This window comes from Stieleria bergensis, assembly GCA_007745635.1.
In the GTDB taxonomy this organism is placed as follows: Bacteria; Planctomycetota; Planctomycetia; order Pirellulales; family Pirellulaceae; genus Stieleria; species Stieleria bergensis.
The window spans coordinates 2937608-2956128 of sequence record CP036272.1; the positions used below are offsets into that span (position 1 = coordinate 2937608).

Annotated in this window: 17 protein-coding genes; 9 read left to right on the top strand and 8 right to left on the bottom strand. The window is 55.7% G+C overall.

Features of this window, described 5'->3' with window-relative positions:
* Positions 1 to 346: 346 nt before the first annotated feature.
* A complete protein-coding gene (locus SV7mr_RS10135) occupies positions 347 to 1861 on the bottom strand; it encodes a sulfatase family protein (protein ID WP_145271620.1) in 1515 nt (504 codons plus the stop codon).
* A gap of 294 nt (positions 1862 to 2155) precedes the next feature.
* Here SV7mr_RS10135 and SV7mr_RS10140 point away from each other — a divergent pair, with 294 nt between their 5' ends.
* Together SV7mr_RS10140 and SV7mr_RS10145 are read left to right on the top strand one after the other, a co-directional pair.
* A complete protein-coding gene (locus SV7mr_RS10140; protein WP_145271622.1) occupies positions 2156 to 2335 on the top strand; it encodes a hypothetical protein in 180 nt (59 codons plus the stop codon).
* A gap of 80 nt (positions 2336 to 2415) precedes the next feature.
* Positions 2416 to 2850 (top strand): hypothetical protein, encoded by a 435-nt coding sequence (locus SV7mr_RS10145; RefSeq protein ID WP_419188353.1) that lies wholly within the window; start codon positions 2416 to 2418, stop codon positions 2848 to 2850.
* Between the two features lie 135 nt (positions 2851 to 2985).
* Here SV7mr_RS10145 and SV7mr_RS10150 read toward each other — a convergent pair whose 3' ends face one another.
* From SV7mr_RS10150 to SV7mr_RS10160, 3 genes are all read right to left on the bottom strand, one after another.
* Positions 2986 to 3612 (bottom strand): LutC/YkgG family protein, encoded by a 627-nt coding sequence (locus tag SV7mr_RS10150; RefSeq protein ID WP_145271626.1) that lies wholly within the window; start codon positions 3610 to 3612, stop codon positions 2986 to 2988.
* Positions 3613 to 3632: 20 nt separating this feature from the next.
* Positions 3633 to 5018, bottom strand: a complete 1386-nt coding sequence (locus SV7mr_RS10155) for a lactate utilization protein B (RefSeq protein ID WP_145271628.1) — start codon at positions 5016 to 5018, stop codon at positions 3633 to 3635.
* A gap of 90 nt (positions 5019 to 5108) precedes the next feature.
* The gene (locus SV7mr_RS10160) at positions 5109 to 5864 is read right to left on the bottom strand and encodes a (Fe-S)-binding protein (RefSeq protein WP_145271630.1); all 756 of its coding nucleotides are present in this window, start codon (positions 5862 to 5864) and stop codon (positions 5109 to 5111) included.
* A gap of 541 nt (positions 5865 to 6405) precedes the next feature.
* Between SV7mr_RS10160 and SV7mr_RS10165 the strand changes: the two genes are divergently transcribed.
* Together SV7mr_RS10165 and SV7mr_RS10170 are read left to right on the top strand one after the other, a co-directional pair.
* Positions 6406 to 7737, top strand: a complete 1332-nt coding sequence (locus SV7mr_RS10165; RefSeq protein ID WP_145271632.1) for an aminotransferase class I/II-fold pyridoxal phosphate-dependent enzyme — start codon at positions 6406 to 6408, stop codon at positions 7735 to 7737.
* A gap of 200 nt (positions 7738 to 7937) precedes the next feature.
* A complete protein-coding gene (locus SV7mr_RS10170) occupies positions 7938 to 8117 on the top strand; it encodes a DUF6800 family protein (RefSeq protein ID WP_145271634.1) in 180 nt (59 codons plus the stop codon).
* A 133-nt stretch (positions 8118 to 8250) separates the two neighbouring features.
* Here SV7mr_RS10170 and SV7mr_RS10175 read toward each other — a convergent pair whose 3' ends face one another.
* Positions 8251 to 8637: a hypothetical protein gene (locus SV7mr_RS10175; RefSeq protein WP_145271636.1), complete on the bottom strand. Its 387-nt coding sequence runs from the start codon at positions 8635 to 8637 to the stop codon at positions 8251 to 8253.
* Between the two features lie 679 nt (positions 8638 to 9316).
* On the opposite strand from SV7mr_RS10175, the gene SV7mr_RS10180 reads away from it, so the two are divergent.
* The 3 genes from SV7mr_RS10180 to SV7mr_RS10190 all read left to right on the top strand — a co-directional run bounded on the left by SV7mr_RS10180 (position 9317) and on the right by SV7mr_RS10190 (position 12271).
* Entirely contained in the window at positions 9317 to 10279 is a 963-nt protein-coding gene (locus SV7mr_RS10180) for a hypothetical protein (RefSeq protein ID WP_419188354.1), read from the top strand.
* Between the two features lie 389 nt (positions 10280 to 10668).
* The gene (locus SV7mr_RS10185) at positions 10669 to 11697 is read left to right on the top strand and encodes an endonuclease/exonuclease/phosphatase family protein (RefSeq protein ID WP_419188355.1); all 1029 of its coding nucleotides are present in this window, start codon (positions 10669 to 10671) and stop codon (positions 11695 to 11697) included.
* Between the two features lie 319 nt (positions 11698 to 12016).
* Positions 12017 to 12271: a hypothetical protein gene (locus SV7mr_RS10190; RefSeq protein WP_145271642.1), complete on the top strand. Its 255-nt coding sequence runs from the start codon at positions 12017 to 12019 to the stop codon at positions 12269 to 12271.
* A gap of 92 nt (positions 12272 to 12363) precedes the next feature.
* Here the strand turns inward: SV7mr_RS10190 and feoB are convergent, their stop codons facing one another.
* Positions 12364 to 14508, bottom strand: a complete 2145-nt coding sequence (gene feoB / locus SV7mr_RS10195) for a ferrous iron transporter B (protein ID WP_419188356.1) — start codon at positions 14506 to 14508, stop codon at positions 12364 to 12366.
* Positions 14509 to 14571: 63 nt separating this feature from the next.
* On the bottom strand, positions 14572 to 14811 hold the full coding sequence (locus tag SV7mr_RS25280; RefSeq protein ID WP_419188357.1) for a FeoA family protein: 240 nt from the start codon (positions 14809 to 14811) through the stop codon (positions 14572 to 14574).
* A gap of 618 nt (positions 14812 to 15429) precedes the next feature.
* On the opposite strand from SV7mr_RS25280, the gene SV7mr_RS10205 reads away from it, so the two are divergent.
* Together SV7mr_RS10205 and SV7mr_RS10210 are read left to right on the top strand one after the other, a co-directional pair.
* Positions 15430 to 15906 (top strand): DUF1579 family protein, encoded by a 477-nt coding sequence (locus SV7mr_RS10205; protein WP_145271648.1) that lies wholly within the window; start codon positions 15430 to 15432, stop codon positions 15904 to 15906.
* A gap of 229 nt (positions 15907 to 16135) precedes the next feature.
* On the top strand, positions 16136 to 16744 hold the full coding sequence (locus tag SV7mr_RS10210; RefSeq protein ID WP_145271651.1) for a trimeric intracellular cation channel family protein: 609 nt from the start codon (positions 16136 to 16138) through the stop codon (positions 16742 to 16744).
* 83 nt (positions 16745 to 16827) lie between these two features.
* Here SV7mr_RS10210 and SV7mr_RS10215 read toward each other — a convergent pair whose 3' ends face one another.
* Positions 16828 to 18207 carry a dicarboxylate/amino acid:cation symporter gene (locus SV7mr_RS10215; protein WP_145271653.1) on the bottom strand — a complete coding sequence of 460 codons (1380 nt, stop codon included), beginning with the start codon at positions 18205 to 18207 and terminating at the stop codon, positions 16828 to 16830.
* Positions 18208 to 18521 lie beyond the last annotated feature (314 nt).

Sequence of the window (18521 nt, forward strand, 5' to 3'; positions counted from 1 at the left end):
GACCGCCGCTGGTCAGGTTCGTCATCGATCGCATAAATGCAAAGCGAACTGCTTCATCTTGGTTCGGCCACCAACGGACATCGCTACTTCCGTTGATGCTGCCGGCTCTTTCGGCCTTTGAATTTGCCTCCGTCGGCAATCGCCGTGCAGCGGGACGGAACCACGAAGGATCACGTCACAGTCATCAGTAGGGGCTGTTCCCATCTGATCACGCGGCCAGAAAGAGGACATCGCTTGGGCCCGTACCCGATCAGTCGCGACACGATCGCTGGTGACATTTCATCTTCTCCACCCCCGGGCACTGTCCCTGGCTGATTGTCTCGAGAGAACATTCTGAGGGGAGTGTCTATTTCCCTTCGCTCACCCAGCGTTTGTAGAGCTCTGCGTTTTTACGGTAAATTTCGCGGGAGACTTTACTTCGGGTTGAGTTGATTTGGTCTTGGGTTTCTAAGTCGTAGACTGCTTGCGATTCGGGGCCAGGGTCGCCGGTTTCCTCAATCCACTTGTCTAGCTCTTGACGGTGTTTCAAAAGTTCCTGCTGATAGTCAGGGTTGGAAGCAAGGTTTTCCGTCTGCCAGCGATCCTGCCCGTAGAGATAGAGTTCTTCGGCTGGGCGGGTTGCAGAGAAGAGAAGCTCCGTCGTAAGTGCTCCCAACGCATCACGTTGGTGGAGATCTCGCATGCGTTTGATGATGAGCTTGCTGTCCTTGTAATTGCTGGGCATCATATGCGGGCGCTCGGGGTAGAAATTCTTGATGTAGAGGTAACGGTCGGTACGTACCGATCGGATGCGGTCAGCGGCCTCTCCGCAACGGTCACGCGCCGCATAGATGGACTGCTTCGGTTGAAAGTCACTTGCGAGAATTTCCTGCCCTTGCATGGCCGGCGGGATTTCAATGCCTGCAGCGGCTAGAGACAGCGCTGCGATGTCGATGTGTTCGACCAGATCGGTGCGAGTCGCATTGCTTTGGATTCCCGGGCCGCGAATGACCAGAGGAATATGCGTTCCTTCGTCGTAGAGGAACTGCTTGCCGCGAGCATGGCTGATCCCATGGTCGGTAAAGAAGACAATCAGCGTGTTTTCAAGGATCTTTTCTTCCTTCAGACGCTTCATGACCTGTCCGACGTGGTGGTCGGTGATGCGGACGCTGTCCAAGTAGGTTGACCAATCTTTTAGTAAGACCGGGTCTCGGGGATAGTACGGTGGAAGCGTCACACTTTGAGGGTCAGTGATGTTACCAAAGACGCTTTCCACTTGCTTGTCGAACGACTCGTACTGCGTCTCCGACGCGCCGCGGAGTTTGCCGCCGTGTAACTGCACTTGCATGAAAAACGGCTGTTGCTCCTCTCTTCCGGACCAATCGTGACTGTCGTAGATCGATGCGTCCCAATTAAAGTTGTAGTCCGTTTTTCCCAGCCGATTGCGTGTGCGTGAAGTGACAGGTTGACTGCGATAATCAAGCTCTTCTAGGCCGCTTCCGATGCAGGTGTAGTAGCCAGCTTCTTTGAACAGCGAAGGGACCGGGCGGACTCCATCAGGCAACGTGATGCGGTGTTCGCCGCGTCCGCTACGGTGATGGTGCGATCCGATGGTGGTTTGATACATGCCGGTGATCAGAGCCGATCGGAATGTCGAGCAGACCGGCGATGTCGCATAAGCTCGTGTGAATCGTAGGCCTTCCTTTGCCAGTTGATCGACGTGCGGCGTTTGGATGGTTTGTTCGCCGTAACAGGAGAAGTTGGCCGACATATCGTCAACGACAAACCAGAGAATGTTTGGGCGTTCAGCCGCCAAAGCTCCGCTTGCACTCAGGCACACAACTGCCAGAATGAACGCGATGAGTGACGTGATGATTTTCATGATGTTTCGCTGGCTTGAATGTTTCGTTGTGCCGTCGGTGTTGGCTGCCGATGAGGCGATGTGTTTCCCGAATTTCTCGCCTCGAGAGAATTCTAACCGAGGGAGCCCTGTTTTTCGCGGTTCGTTGCCGCGGTTCATTGATAGAGGGATTCTGTCGATTATAAAACCGGTCTCAGCAAGTCGAAGTCGTGTCAGTTGGGGGCAGCCAGTGACGCAGGTCACACGATGACACGATGTTTCACTGCCGGATAAAGTCACTTGAATTGAATCCCACTTTGCTTGCTCCCGCCTGTCATGAGAATCACCGTTCTATTAACCATTGTTGGTATTTTCCTACTAGGCGATGTGGCAAAAGCTGGGCTGATCACCTGGGACGCCGGTGGTGATGGTGTTAGCCTCTACCAAGAAGCGAATTGGACCGCGATTGATGGTGTTGCTGGGACGGATCCACCGTCAATGGAAATCCCCCGCTGACGGTTGATGTGTTGGTTGAGTCCGGGAGCGTTGGAGGCCTTGGTGGTGCTGGTCTCAGCCTGAACTTGGGCGGTCGTATCATGACGCTGCGGGGTGGGACGACGCGGATGAGCAATGGGGCAGGCATCCATGGGGTGGAAGGTGTGATTGATCTTTCCAATCATGCCGCGCTCTTGACTCGATTCATTACCGACTCGACTGTCTCGCTGAGTGATGAATCGACCTTGCGTTTCTACGGTGGAGATCAACCAGTAGTGGAGTCCACAATTGATCTCCGCTCATTCGACGCAGTGGTGCTGTTTAACAACGAGACTCCCGATGACTTTTTGTTAGAGCACCTCAGCAAGTTTACGGTCTTTGGCGCTCCTGCCGAAGAGGGTGTCAACATCCGAGTGACAACATTCAATGGAGTCCTGGGAGCACAGGTGCAGGCTCTGGCCGTCCCCGAGCCATCCAGTGTAGCGGTGTATGCCGCACTGTCGTTGGGCTTATTCGTTCGGCGTCGACGTTGTTAAGGCGTTCGTGATGCCGCTCCATGGTGGAAGTCATGGTGGCTTCTGCGTTCAGACTGCAATCTTTCCGTCGGGATCTGCGTTTGGAACGTCAATCTCTGGACAACTCAGAAGATTGCCGCAGCGCAGATCCGTTGGTCAAATGATAAACACTTGCAGTTTGCGACAACCGTGGGCACCCAAGACGAGGCTTTGCTCGATGTCGGCAGTTTTACTGGGGCCCGAAACGAAGACGCCAAAGCGACCGTCGAAGCGATCAATTCGATCATAAGCCTGATGCATATTGCTGACGATGGCTGAGCGATCGACCACAATCGCCAAGTACTGCGCGATGAATAACAGCACGCGATGAGGCAAGGTGTTGCCGTCGATCCAGATCGCACCGTTTTCGGCGACCATGAATTCTCCTTTGGCAATCGTCCAGTCCAGCGTGGCCAGGGCGTGTGGGTCGTCAATCATCTGGGCGTCAAGGTTGCCTTCAACAATCTCAGGCATATTGGAAACCACTCGACGCGCATCGCGATAGACATCGATCTGATCCAGGATCGTTTTGACTTCGGCAATGTCATCCACGACATGAGCTTGACCACCCACCAGCGCGAGCATTTCCGAAAATTTGGCGATCGGATCCTCGAATTCGATGACCCGATCAAGGTCAATCTCTGGCAGTGCCGGAACGTCGATCGGTGTGGTCCGCAATCGGTCCATCACGGCGCGTTTGGCGGAGGTGTCAGCAGTCACTTCGGCTTGATTGTTTGTGTTCATCTTGTTCATTGACCTCTGCTTCACTTCTCGTTGCGATGACGCCGATACCATTGGCGAAAGCTTTCTTTCGGTGGCTCAGGCAACTCGCGTGCAATGGTCCACTTATTCAGTCGATTGTGCGTCAGCCAGCGTGGCGAGAGACGCAGCGCCGTGCGGCCGATGCTGCCGGCAAGTTTAAATAGGAGTGGGGATTGAAACAGCAAACTGACGGCCTTCATGGAATACCGCTTGCTACGCGGCAGCAGTTTCTTGCCGACCAGTTCACCACGCCAAGCTAACAGTTGATGGTGCAGCGGGATTTTGACCGGGCAAACATCACTGCAAGAACCACATAAACTGCAGGCATAAGGCAGGCTCTTGTAAGAGTTTTCATCGCGTGTGGGTGACAACACGCTGCCAATGGGGCCAGGGACCGTGGCGCGGTAGCTGTGACCACCGCTGCGCCGATAAACGGGGCAGGTGTTCATGCAGGAGCCACAGCGAATGCAGTGCATCGCCGCACGGAACTTTTCTTTATCACGCAGGTTGGAACGCCCGTTATCGACCAACACGATGTGTAGTTCACTGCCCGGGTCTCTGGGACCAAAGAAGTGAGAGGTGTAGGTCGTGATGGGTTGGCCGGTGGCAGAACGAGCCAGCAAACGAGTGAACACGCTCAGGTCTTTCTGCCGGGGCACCAGTTTCTCGATCCCCATACAGGCAATGTGCACGCGAGGCAGCGAGACACCCAGGTCAGCGTTGCCTTCATTGGTGCAAACGACAAAGCCACCGGTTTCAGCGACAGCAAAGTTGACGCCCGTGATGCCGACTTCACCCAGCAGGAACTTGTTTCGCAAGTGGCCACGAGCGGCTTCGGTCAGGTATTGCGGATCCGAGGCACCTTCAGCGGTCCCAAGGTTTTCGTGGAACGTCTGGCCGACTTCTTCCTTTTTAATGTGAATCGCAGGTAGCACGATATGGCTGGGCGGTTCTTCGCGTAGCTGCACGATGCGTTCGCCCAGGTCGGTGTCAACGACTTCGATGCCTTGGGCTTCCAGATAAGGGTTCAAGCCGCATTCTTCGGTCAGCATCGACTTGCTTTTCACAATCCGCAGGGTGTCGTGTTGCTGCAGGATTCGCAAGACGATTTCATTGTGATGTTCGGCATCGCGAGCCCAGTGCACGATGGCGCCGTGTGCGGTCGCGTTGCGTTCAAACTGTTCCAAATAATCGGGCAAGTTCGCGATCGTATGCGTCTTGATCGCTGATGCGGTTTCTCGCAAGTATTCCCATTCCGGCAGCGATGCGGCTTGCTTGTCCCGTTTACTGCGGACAAACCACAGGGCTTGATCGTGCCAGCGGCTGCGATCAGGGTCTGTGACAAAGTCTTTGGCTGCAGCGGGATGTTCGACGACGGGCAACTTCATGATTGGAATTGCGGTCAGCAATTAGTGGGACAGGAAAGAAGGCGTGGCCGACTGAGGGCCTGGCAAGTTCGGTTCAACAGCAACAAGCGTTCAGTGAGCATCAAGTGGGCGGCCGGTAAGGATCTGGGCGACGTGCATGACCGTGATCGGGCTTTGCTCACGACGGATCAAACCTTGGAGGTGCATCAGGCAGCTCATGTCGGCCGATGCCAGCACTTGGCTCCCTTTGTCGCAGTGGTCGGCGATGCGGGCGCGACCCATCTCGGCAGAGACATCTGCCTCATTGACCGCAAACGTGCCTCCAAAGCCACAGCAGTCATCGCGGCGATCGGGTTCGACCCATTGAATGCCGTTGACCAGTTCCAGAATTTTGCGCACTTTGTTTTCACGCGGCTCCATCGATTCGCTGGATTGGCCGAGCCGAAGTTCGCGCAACCCATGGCAGCTCTGGTGCAGGGAAACTGTGTGCGGAAAGGTGACGTCTAGGTGATCCAGTTTCACTACATCGTGCAGGTATTCGCAAAGTTCATAGGTGCGAGTGGTGACATTTTGAAAGTCTTTGTCGTTGGCATCGAAAAATTCACTGTAGTGATTGCGAACCATCGACACGCATGAGCCCGAGGGGCAGACGATGGCTTCGTAATCAGCGAACAAATCGACAAACCGTTTGGCCACCGGGGCGGTATCGTCCTGGCAGCCGGTGTTGGCCATTGGCTGACCACAACAGGTTTGCCCCCCAGGATAGTCCACATCAATCCCCAAGCGTTCCAGGATTTCAAGTGTCGCGATCGCCACATCTGGGTACAGCTGATCGATATAACAAGGCACAAACAGGGCAACAGACATGGCGGCTGTGAGCAAGAAAGAAGCGGAAGGCTGGAGAATTTGGCGAGTAGACGTCGATCACATGACGCGATGAAGCGCATTGGGAGACGTCAGCGTGACTCGCTCTGCACACTATAGCAAGCGAAGACAGATTTGCTGAGCATCCCTGGTGGAATCGGTGCGACAATCGCTGCATCGCCGAGGATTCATCGCCGAATCAAAGATTCGCAGTGATTTTGCGGGTTCAGCGAGCCCACCTGAGTCGATGGAAAAGCAATGACTGGCGGACACATCGACCGCCCCCCAGACCGCTGCAGGAGCTCGCCAACTGATTCGTCTGTCGCTGACCGATTTCGCCCGCAAGTGCTCTGCCCCAGACGCCCAGAACAGATTCCACGGCCAAGAAGTCTGAAAAAATCCTCTTGGTTCCCCCTGGGATAGGAAGGCGTTCTACTGGACAATAAGAGCATCCGGCCGGATGCGAACAGCAGGTGATCGAGAGTTGTCAACCTGTTGCATGGGTCTGCCACGTTTGCCACTTCACTTTCAAACAGTTGTCATCATGAGCGATACACACCCCTCCAACGACCCTGCTGGCACCCGCGATGACATCGAAGCGGTTGATGCGGCGGTCGCGTCTGAGGAGGATTCGCCAAACATTGATGCCCCCGCGATCGACCCGCCGGAGACGGATCCTGTGCCGGCTCCGTTTGAGGTCAAGTTTGCCTCCCGCGTCGACCGCTTGCCGCCCTACATGTTTGGTCGCATCAATAGCTCGCTGTACCAAAAGCGTCGTGCCGGTGACGATGTGATTGATCTGGGCATGGGCAATCCAAGCGATGCGCCCGAGCCAGCGGTGGTGGAAAAGTTGCAGGCTGCGTCGAGTGATCCCAACAATCACGGTTACAGCAAGTCAAACGGCATTGCGAACCTGCGCCGTGAAGTGGCCAGCAAGTATTATCGCAAGTACGGTGTCAATCTGGATCCCGATCATGAGATCATCTCTTGCCTGGGCAGCAAGGAAGGTTTCTCGCACATGTGTTTGGCGCTGATGGGGCCAGGGGATACGGCGATCATTCCTTCGCCATATTTCCCGGTGCATATGTATGGCGTCATCCTAGCCAGCGGCAACGTGGTCTCGTTGGACGTTGCTGACCCCGATAAGTTCTTGCGCAACGTTGCTTACACCTGCGAAAATTTGACGCCCGTTCCCAAGTTGTTGATCGTCAACTACCCGCACAATCCAAGTTCGGCGGTGATCGAGCTGGACTTTTTCGTCGAAGTGGTTCGGCTTGCGAAAAAGTACGGATTCCTTGTGATCCACGACTTTGCCTACGCTGACGTGGCGTTTGATGGTTACGTGCCGCCCAGTTTTTTGGCAGCACCGGGAGCCAAGGATGTTGGTGTTGAATTCACCACGATGAGCAAAGGCTATAACATGGCCGGTTGGCGCGTCGGTTTCTGTGCCGGTAACGCTGACATGGTTCGAGGCTTAGGAACCATCAAAGGCTATTACGATTACGGCATGTTTCAGGCCATCCAGATCGCCGCGATTGTGGCATTGCGTGAGACCGAAGCCGCCGTCGAGAAGCAGTCACTGGTCTACCAAGGACGACGGGACGTGTTGGTCAACGGCTTGCGCCGCTTGGGATGGAAGGTTGATCCACCCAAAGCGGGAATGTTCTTATGGGCCGAGGTGCCAGAGCCCTGGAAAAGCCGCATGAGCACAATGGACTTCGCGCTCAAGTTGCTCGAAGAAGGCAACGTGGCTGTCAGCCCGGGAACTGGCTTTGGAGCCGCCGGCGAAGGCTTCCTGCGAATGTCCCTGGTGGAGAACGAGCATCGACTGCGCCAAGCCGTCCGCCAGATCAGCAAGTGCCTGGCCGAGAAGTAGTTGAAATGGCGTCGTTTTTAGCAAGCTGTGCGGGTCAGAGAGCCCGGCAGTCCGCCTTCTAAAGGCTGGCGGGCGGGATTTTGTATGCTCGCTTAATCAGGGCTACTCATTTTCTCGCTGCCCCGCTACACTGACGCTCCTTCATTTTTGCCAACTGATCGATTCGATTCGAACCACCTGAAACGTTTTGGAGAAAGCATATGCCTAGTGGCATCGAACGCGTCCGTGAAATCAAACGCCTGCGAACCCGCCGTAAGAAAGTTGCCAAGTTATTGGGTCGCGCTAAGGCTGGCACCATGGACAAAGCAGAAGTCGTTCGTAAGCTTCGCCGACTGACTCCTGGCGCTGACGTGATCATCAAACGCGAAGGCTTGGCCTAAGTCGCGATCTGGCTTTTCAGCACGCACCATTGCTCAAAAATCGCCGTAGGGTGCCGTGCAGGCCAGCACCTTGCTGGGCTTTTAACGCCCTGTCTTGCCGCGCTCGGCTGCGGCGGAAATGGCTTTTGTCAGCTCAATTGGGATTCGGTTTGCTGCGATGCAGCTGCTGGAAAAATGTATCGAGTTGACCGACGTAGCAATTGCAGTGCTGACAGACGGTGGCTTCAGGCGAAATCGCGTGGCCGCATTTATTGCAGGGTCGAGCTCGCACCGCAGACTTGGGTTCTGGAGGTGGTGCGGGTGCATCACCAAGCAATCGCAGGACGGCTGTGTCGCTGACCGATTCACGGATGGCGTAGCCAAACGAAAACACGTCGCGGCAACGTGGGCAGCGAACCTGCCGTCCAATCAACTCCGGGCCGCCGCGTAGTTTGTGCCCGCGCGGGCAGGCGCAGGTGATCTTCTGCTCGGGAGTTTTGGATTCGTTCATCTTGACCATGCGGTCGCTGTTGTCGTTCATTTTTCTATTCCTTGCGAAATCGCATCCTTGCTTAGCGTTTCAGTGTCCGTTCTTCGTTTCTTTTTGGGGCAACGTTTCAGGCGTCTCGGGGAGCTTAGTTGTGCCTGGGGGCAATCAGTTGAGCGATCGGTAGGGCTGTGATTGAGGAAGCCACCGAACACCACTTGGCATGGGGGAGGCTGAACTCTATGCAGCGGAGCTTATCGGTGATACATCGCGATCGGGGCATCGCATGGGACGTCTCATCAAACAATGTTCAGTCAGTGCACGTTACCGTCTTTGGCAAGTGCCAAGCACATAAAAATACTCCTTGCTGTGGACTTTGCAGGCGGGACGCATTGGAGCGAGGCAAAGTATCAGGGCTCAACAGCAACAACGAATGATAATCGTGTCTCTTAGTGAAACCATCGATGTGACGCAAAGTTTCTAGCGTTTCGTAGGAATGCCTTCTGGCTCGTAATCGCCTGTTGTAGGTTGAATCCCCCCCGACGATGGAGGCAGCGGAGTGAATGCCGGCCGTGAGGTAGAGTTGGTAGCACGTTTTAACCGTATAGACCGCTCTCCTGGGCGGGGTGGTTCGGGTTTCGGCTCGGTTTCTGTTCTTGCATTTGCCCTCGTCTTTCCGGCGCTGCTAAACTGGATGAAGACCATCTTCCCTCAATTTGAACCGAGTTGCGTGATGCGAGCCCAAACCTTGTCTAAGAACCGAGTCGCTGTCGCGGCATGTTTTTTGGTTGCGACGGCCTGTTGGTTGGTTGTCGCAGCGGACGAGAAACGCGCCGCAAAGCCCGCCTTCAATCAGTCGACCACCAAAGCGATTTTCTTTGACTCGGTTTCCAGTGCGATCCGTGGTCAACGACCGACGATTGATACGTTGCGTCAGCAGACAGCCGCCGCCGCTGCGCCGGCTGCCACAGGTGGCGGAGCAACTGGAGGTGCTCCCAAGGTGGACGGGACGTGGGACAACATGATCACGGCCGGATCGATCGAAGATGAAGTCAAGAAGCGCAAGCTGCATTACGACTCCGTTGTGACGCTGCCCGGCCCGTTTAAAAGTGGTGGCTACCAGGATGCTCGTTTGGACCTGATGGTGATGGCCAGTTTGTTTGCGGTCATCTCTGAATACAAAGGTGAAGTGCGGTTCAAAAAAGATGCTGCTGCTGCACGCGATTTGCTGGCCCGAACCGCCTTCCGCTGCAATAGTGGAACGTCTCAGGTGTTCAACGAAGCCAACGCACGAAAAGAGGACTTGCAAAGCCTGATGTCCGGCTCTGGACTCGGTGAACGCCGCACTGAGGAAGGCAACGACTGGTCGGCGATTCTCGATCGCAGCCCACTGATGGAGTACATGGAAGAGCTCAAAGATCAGCTCAAAACGGCTTCCAACAGCGAAGCCGCCGTCAAAGCAGAGCCCAACGAGGTTCGTCGTCCTGCCGAGTTGTTAGCCATCATCGGTTACATCTTGCATCAGGAAGGCATGGATGACGCGGACGACGAAGACTACAAAGCGTACTGCGTGCAGATGACCAATGGAGCCTTGACCGTCCGTCGTGGCTTAGACGCCAATGACTACAAAACAGTTGGCGATGGAGTGGGAGTGATCACGACGTCCTGCGATGATTGCCACGGTGAATACCGCTAGGCAGTCGTTTCCTCAGTTTCACTCGTTGCCAAATTAGCTTTTTTGCCGGCGCGTTCGCTCTGCTGCAGCCTTCTATCGAGTGGTGCAATCATGGCAGACAATGTCTCTCTCGTTTGATTGTCGCCACCCCTAGCGTCAGGAGCCGGTCCCTGTCGTCCCGGTCCCTGTCGTCCCGGTCCCTGGTGTCCCGGTCGCATCACCTGCATCTAGCCGGCCACTGGCGAACTCATCTTGCGATCACCGAGTGAATTCGGTACCGCTATTTCTTTGACGTCGGGCGCTCCGCATGCCCATTTAGCAGGCCTATCTCAGTGGCGAACAGCCGCCCATAGACGCACCGAAGGATCGGTGTACAGCGAGTCATGTCGCGACGAGCAAGGAGGCTCGCAGTGTTTTTTAAGCCAACCAAGTACGCGTTTGCAATTCTCATTGCCGCCTTTTTATTAGGCGGTGGCGGGCTGGGTGGATGGCTCAAGCCAGATCTACCGATCGCCGGTTCGATCGTGCGGATGCTGTTTGGAGGTTCGGGGCCCGATTCCACCAGTCCCAGAACGGCCAGTGCGTCAGCGGGCGGTGCTGCAGGTGAAACGCTACGGATCGCCAGTTTTAACATTCAGGTTTTGGGAACGTCCAAGATGGGGAAGCCTGAAGTGGTGGCAACCCTTTCCGAGATCATTCGTCAGTTTGATGTCGTGGCGATTCAAGAGATTCGTTCCAAAGATCCCGAGATCATTCCGCGTCTGGTCAAGCAGGTCAATGCAGAGGGAGGCAATTACAAGTTTGTGATTGGTCCTCGTTTGGGCCGCACCGTCAGCAAGGAACAGTACGCCTATGTCTTCGATGCCAATCGTGTGTTGTACAACCCGGATTCGGTCGGCACGGTGCTCGATCCAAGTGATGTGCTGCACCGCGAACCCTTCTTTGTGCAGTTCTTGGCTCGGACCGATCAGCCGGAGAAAGCGTTTTCGTTTTGGTTGGTCAATATCCATACCGATCCCGATGAGGTGCCGCAGGAGTTGGCCGCCCTAGCGCAGGTGTACTCGATCATGAAAAACACTCGGTTTGCCGAAGACGATGTGATTCTGCTTGGCGACTTCAATGCTGCCGCCAGCGAGATGCTGCCGCTTGGGCAAGTTCCAGGCTTGCAAACGGTGATCGCCAACCAGCCGACCAACACTCGGCTGACAAAGAGCTATGACAACCTGCTCTTTGATCAAGCCACCGTCAACGAGTTCACGGGGAGCTCTGGTGTCTATTCGATTCAGGACCGTCACGGCATGAAGTTGGAACAAGCCTTGGAAGTTTCCGATCACTTGCCGGTTTGGGCAGAGTTCAGTGTCTGGGAATCTGGACTCGGCGGCGGTGCCAGCGGTGGACGAGTGGCAACGCTTCCCGCCTCGTCGGATGCTTCACGCTGATTCCTTTCAGGCATGCTGCCCCGCCACCAAGCTTCTCTTTGGGTGGCCCTGCAATGTCAATCAAAACAGCACCCCGCTGAATTGGTGCTGGCTAGCAGAGACGTGCATGACCGTGATTGCCGTGGGGGAATTGGCTCAACACATTGCCCGGATCGTTGCTGCGCTGTCCATTGTCCATCAGATGCGGGTTATCCCAACGCTAGCGGCTATGCCGGCTACGGACTGTCTGCTAATCAAGAGCTAAACTGCAGGCCGATGAACCCATTTACCGTAGTGGATTGATGGAATTCACAAAACGCAACCTCCCAGGTACGGAACAATGTGGCGAGCCATTTTTATCGCAGCCGGCGTGATGGCGATGATCATTGGGATTGAAACCTTGGTCATCGAGAGCGCTGATATTTACACCAGTCGAGGGTCAACGGCACGAGAGTTTCTCGATCCGTCGACCGTTGACGGGCAAAGTACGATCACCTTTGAGCCACCGGAATGGTTTCCGTGGATGGTCTTGAGCACGGGTGCAATCACAGTGATCTACACGTTCTCACTACCCAAACGCTTCAAAGCGTCGTAGCGGACGCTGAACGTTCGAAAGTCGCCAGCAAGGACAGCTGGCAGACTTGTCTTTAAGCTCCACGCCTCGCTGAAGTGGCGCGCCGCCAACGACTAAGCGAACCCCAACGCTGCCAGCGTCTGGTAGGTCATCAGGGCGGCGACATAAGCCAGTCCTGTCATGTAACAGAATTGGACGATGGCCCATTTCAAGCTGCCAGTTTCTCGTTTTGTGACAGCCTGTGTTGGCAAGCACTGCATGGCCAAGACAAAGAACACCAGTAAGCTTAATCCCGTGGCAGTGGTGAAGACCGGCGATCCATCGGGCTTGGTCTGTCGAGCCAATGTCTCCACCAGCAAGTCAGTGTCTTCGGCCGCGTCCTCTCCCAGTCCATAGACGATCGAGAGCGAGGAGACCAGGACCTCTCGAGCGGCGAACGAAGTCATGATGCCGATGTCGATTTTCCAATCAAATCCAAGCGGCTCAAACACCGGTTCGATCGTCTGGCCAATCCGCCCGACAGCCGAATACTCTAGCGCTGCTTGAGCTTGCTGGCGTTCGTCTACCGGCAACTGTGCCTCTGGAATCTTGGGATACGTTGCCAACGCCCACAGCACCACCGAGATCAACAGGATCGTTGTTCCGGCTTGACGCAGAAAAATCGTGCCGCGATCCAGCATCGTTAACAAGGCGTTGCGCAAACTGGGAAGCCGGTAACTGGGAAGTTCCATGACCAGTGGCGCCGCTTCTCCGGGGACAACGGTTTTCTTTAGCAAGAACGCTGTGCCAAAGGCCGCGATTAGCCCCAGTAAGTACGCACCGGCGAACATGATTGCCGCTTTGCCGGGGCTGTCACCAAATAATAACGCTGCAACCATGACGTAAACGGGTAAGCGAGCCGAACAGGTCAGCAGCGGCAGCACCAGAATCGTCACCAACCGGTCTCGCCAACTTTCAATCGTGCGCGTGGACATGATTCCGGGAATCGCACAGGCATGAGCTGACAACATTGGCACAAAGGCCTTGCCGGGCAAGCCAACTCTGCGCATCAGGCGTTCCATGACGAACGCACCACGGGCCATGTAACCTGAATCTTCCAGCAAGGTGATGAAGAAAAACAGGATGCAGATCTGGGGCAAGAAAACAACCACGCCAGCAATTCCTGCGATGACGCCATCGACCGCCAATGAGTGAAAGTCAGCCTGCGGGAGCATTCCGATCAAAAGGGACACAGCAACGGCGGTCCCGGTTGACCAGCGTGTCCACTTCATTTCATTTAGCCGATAGGCGCCCGCAAACACCGCCAGTGAAAGCAATGTTGCCAAGGGGAACCACAGCCAAAGGGCCACTGGGCCGCTGGGAATCAGCGCCGCCACCGTCTCGCTAATGTATCCAAAGGCCATCTCAATCCACTGCATCGGGTAGTTCGCGACCCAGAAGATCATGAAAAACACGCTCAGCATGACCGTCAGCAAAGCGGCGAGACCGAGCAGCGGCGAGGTCAGTGTTTTGTCAATCCAGGTCAGGTCTCGTGAGACCGTTTTGCGACTCTCCGTCGAGCATCCAGCGACCTGATCGGCCCAGTCGAATCGGGCCGCGAACGGACAACCGGTGCAGCCCGCGACACAGGACGCACGAGCGATCGGCAGTGCGACCTCGTCCGGTTTGACGGTGTCGTAGATCGTCTCACGCAATGTGTCCAAGCCGTTGCCCTTGCGGGCGCTCACTGGGACAACCGGACAGCCAAGCTGGTTGCTAAGTTCCTGAATGTTGATTTCAGTGCCCGCCGCTTGCGCCGCATCGATCAAATTGACGGCAACAATCGTCGGCAGGTTCAGTTCTAGAATTTCGCTGGCGACCACCAAGGTTCGCGAGAGATTCGTCGCGTCGACGACCACCACCACCGCGTCCGGCGAATGATCCATGCGGCCTTGGAACTCGCCGCGCAAACACTTGGCCGCCACTTCTTCTTCCGGGCTGGCCGGTTGCATGCTGTACAAGCCAGGCAGGTCAACCAAATCAAGGTCCGCGCTGGCTTGGCAATGCGGATCGCTATCGACCGAACGAACCTGAATCGCTGCGACACGCAGGTCCACGGTGACGCCGGGGTAGTTGGCGGTCTTGGCTCTCAGGCCCGCCAAGGCATTAAATAACGACGTCTTGCCAACGTTCGGGTTACCAACCAGCAGGACCGTCTTGGATTGCTGCTCGTTGCCGGTTGACGGTTCAGTCGCCGGGACGTCGTCTACTGTGGTCACAGGGGCACTCAAGTTCGTGGGATCAGCGGGGCAATCGGATCAGTGGGCAGCGTCTTGGCTGGCTTAGTCTTGGCTGGCAGCGTCTTGGCGGTTTGGTTCGACTGGCTGCACAAGCACCAACGATGCGAGTCGCCGTGAGAGGCCGATTTGCGACGTGCCGATACGCAAGATCATCGGATCTCCGGGCCCAATGAGTTCCAGCAAACGACCTTGGCAGATCCCCAGACGTTTCAAGCGAACGGCATCCAAGCCCTCGGCATGAAGTTCCAGGCATTGCATCGTCCCGGGCCGAAAAGAGGTCATCGGGCGACCTGAGGAGTGGTCCGGTGAATGGCCCAGTGAGGGATCTGGCTGCTGATCGTCTACTGACACGAGCGTTTTCGGTTCGAAGCGAGGTGATTGGGGCAACTCAATGATGCAGCGATGGCAGAAAACACTGCAAAAGACCGGCTGTTTTGACCAGCCCCCGTCGCGCATTGTGTCGGACTGACAAGTTGAGAATCAGTCTCAAATAGAATGGTCGCTGGTGCAGATTCTGTCAAGCAGTGGAGCATCTGCCCGGCGAGCAGTGTCGGGTTCCAAACCGGCAGAGGGGCGCTTGCTGGGGCCAGTCAGGTGTATGGAACAGTGTCGCGTATGGAACAGTGTCGCGTATGGACCCGTCCGGTTGTTGCTCGCTTCTCTTTGGCCGTCGTCGCCGCGTTTCACAGGCTGGGCGGATTGCTGCCAGTTTGACGCTAGGGGGAAACGTTCGCCCGGCGATCGCGAAATGCTCGGACACTGAGCGGATGATGGTGATTGCCGGTCCAGGTGAGTGATACAATGCAGGGGTGATCGAGCCTCCGCTGCGCGTGCCGCAGAAGACTTGCTTGCCGTCGTTCCTGTTTCGATTGTTCCCAACCTTTTGGTCGTGAGAAGTCGATGGTTCCCGAAGAGTTTTTACGTGCGTTGTGCGGTCCCTGGCAGGGAACTTGTCGGACGTGGCTGGAGCCAGGCAAGCTGGCGGACGAATCGGCGATCCATGGCCAGTTCGATGCCTTGCTAAACGAGCGTTTCCTTCGTCACAGTTATGAATCGGAAATCCAGGCCAAGCCGCGACATGGAGAAGAGCTTATGACCTTCAATACGGTCAGCAAGCAGTATCAAGTGTGCTGGTTCGATAGCTTCCACATGAATTATGCCTTGATGAGCTCCCAGGGCGATCCCACAGCCCAAGGGATGGACGTGCTTGGTCATTACGATGTGGGATCAGGGCTGCCGCAATGGGGATGGCGCACGGTGTATTCGCTCGTGTCGTCCCAGGAATTGACGGTGATTGCGTACAACGTTTCTCCACAGGGTGAAGAAGCCAAAGCGGTTGAAACGGTCTATCGTCGCGTCGCAAAGAGCGTCGGTTGATTCGCCGTTTTTTTCGCCGCGATTGATTCACTGGGGTGACGGTCAAGACGCCGCTTTCCGCCGATCGCTGCTCGTTGTGCGATCCCCTGCCCCGCTGATGCTGCCAGGGCTTCAAACTTGTTAAGGTCGGCTTGTCGCTTTGGGGATGATCATTTATCAATCCGCCGCATGTTGTCAATGCGAAGCCGCATCGGCCGTGTTTTTCAATCAGATGGTTTGAAGTTGCCAGATGTTCCAGGGACTTGAACTTGCCGCTGTGATCGCCAGCGCCGTGTATGGTGTGCTGTTAGCGCACCGCCACCAGATGGACCTTGTCGGCGCCTATAGCTTGGCCTTAGTGGTCTCGTTTGGTGGTGGCACGATCCGCGACTTATGTCTTGATCGCACCCCGCTGTTTTGGATCCACCATTACAACTATCCGATCGTGGTGTTTGCGATTGCGGTCGCTGGATCGATGTTTCCGCGCATCACACATAAGACCGAACCTTGGCTGCGCATTCCCGATGCGTTGGGGTTGGGGCTGTTTACGATCGCCGGCGTTGAATCAGCATTAGCAGCCGAAACCAGCTATTTCATTGCCGCCTTGTTCGGCGTGATCACGGGAACCTTTGGCGGTGTGATCGGCGACATCATTTGCAATCGAGTGCCGAGTTTGTTTCGCCCGGCGCCAATGTTTGCGACCTGTGCCTTTAGCGGTGCGTGGCTGTATTTGCTGCTTCAAGCCATGCCAGGGTTGCAGCGTTATGCGGTCGTGATTGCGACAGCCTTCATCGTTGTCTTTCGCATCGCAGCGTTAAGGTACGATTGGCGACTGCCGCATCGCGAATTTCAGGAATAGCCCGCTTGTTATTGCCCCTGGCCTGCTTGAGCCAGGGTGCCGTGCTTCGCTGGGCTGCTAGGATGAGACGCTTCGCTGGGCCGCTAGGATGCTGGCATCGCTTTTTCGACCACCGCAGCTCCCACGCTGTCGCCGAACACATTGACGGTTGTTCGGAAGCGATCCAGCAACCAGTCGACCGATAAGATCAAGCCCATGTATTCCAGTGGCAGTCCAACTGCGTTCAGGACAATCAGCATCGTGATCAAGCCTGCTTCGGGAATGCCTGCTGCTCCGATCGCAGCCAGCGTTGCCGTGACCGCAATGATCAGCTGCTGGAACAGGGATAGATCAGCACCGCTGACCTGAGCGATGAACAGTGCGGCACCGGCTTCATACAACGCCGTGCCGTCCATGTTGATGGTGGCGCCCAGCGGGACGACGAATTCAGTCGAACGTTTAGAAACGCCCGCTTCTTCGGCGCACTCCAGAGTGATCGGCAGCGTGGCCGATGAGCTGGCAGTGGAGAACGCTGTGAGCAGTGCTTTGGCCATCGCCAGCAAGTAACGGAACGGATTCTTGCGCAGCACGATGTAATAAATCAGTGGCAAGACGACTAATGCGTGAATGCCTAGGCCGGCAATGATCGTCATGAAGTAACCACCGATCTGCCGCAGCTCGGCCCAAAAGGCTTCACTCCCATTGGACATCGCTTCTCCAAACCTGGAGGCAACCAAACAGAAGATCCCGATGGGAGCGAGGTACATCAGCAGCATGACAAATTTCATCAGCGCCGCATTGGACTGGGTCACCAAGTTGGTCAAACTGCTGACGTCTTCGCGCATCGTGGTCAGCATCGCTGCAAAGGCAATGGCAAAGACAATCATCGGCAGCAACTGTTGATCGGCAGCGGCTGCCAATAAGTTGTCGCTGACTAACATGAGCACCAAGTTCTCCACGATCATCGTGACCGACGGTGGTGATTCTGGTTGGCCTTCAGGAAGCGGCGCCAACACGCGTTGAACTTCCGAGGCACTCAGTCCCGTTTCTTCAGAGAGGTACTTGCCAATCTTGCCACGAGAGTTCTTTTCGGCTGCACTGACCAACTTTTCTTCTTGATCAGCGGTCAGCGTCATTTTGCCAGGCTGAAAAACGTTTACAACCAACAAGCCCAGAATGACTGCGATCACTGTCGTCATCAAGTAGTAGCCCACCGCAGCTGCACCGGGGCGTCCCAGCTTGCGGACGTCTCCCATGCCAAGCACGCCACACATCACCGAAGTGAACACCAGTGGCACCACAAGCATCTTCAGCATTCGCAAAAACAATTCACCGCCAAGATGCAGGCTAGCGGCAAAATCAGGGGCCAAAAAGGCGCAGAGAAACGCCAGAACGATCGAGCCAAAGATCGCCGGGGTCAGCCATTTTGCGTGATTGTCGCCACCTGAACTACCGCTTGCTGCTTGATTTGGAGCTGCGTTCATGCGTTCCTTCCTTCCATGTGATGACGCTCTGCTGATTGGTTGTGTGCCCGTAGGGATTGTCTCAGTCGTCGTTCCCCTTGCAAGCAGAGCGCGGCTCAGCGGAGAGACGAATGATCCTCACGACTTGGCTCAGCCAAAATCGTTCGTCTCATCTTAGCATGTTTTGCGCCGCCATTGGAACCACTGAATCAGGGTTCGAGGTATGATGATGCGACGGCGAGAACATTTGATTAAGCGGGTGAGTTTCTATGCAAGAGATTTCGCCGCGCCTCGATTCCCGCAGACTGAACGTTGAATGGCTCGAAAGGGTCGTT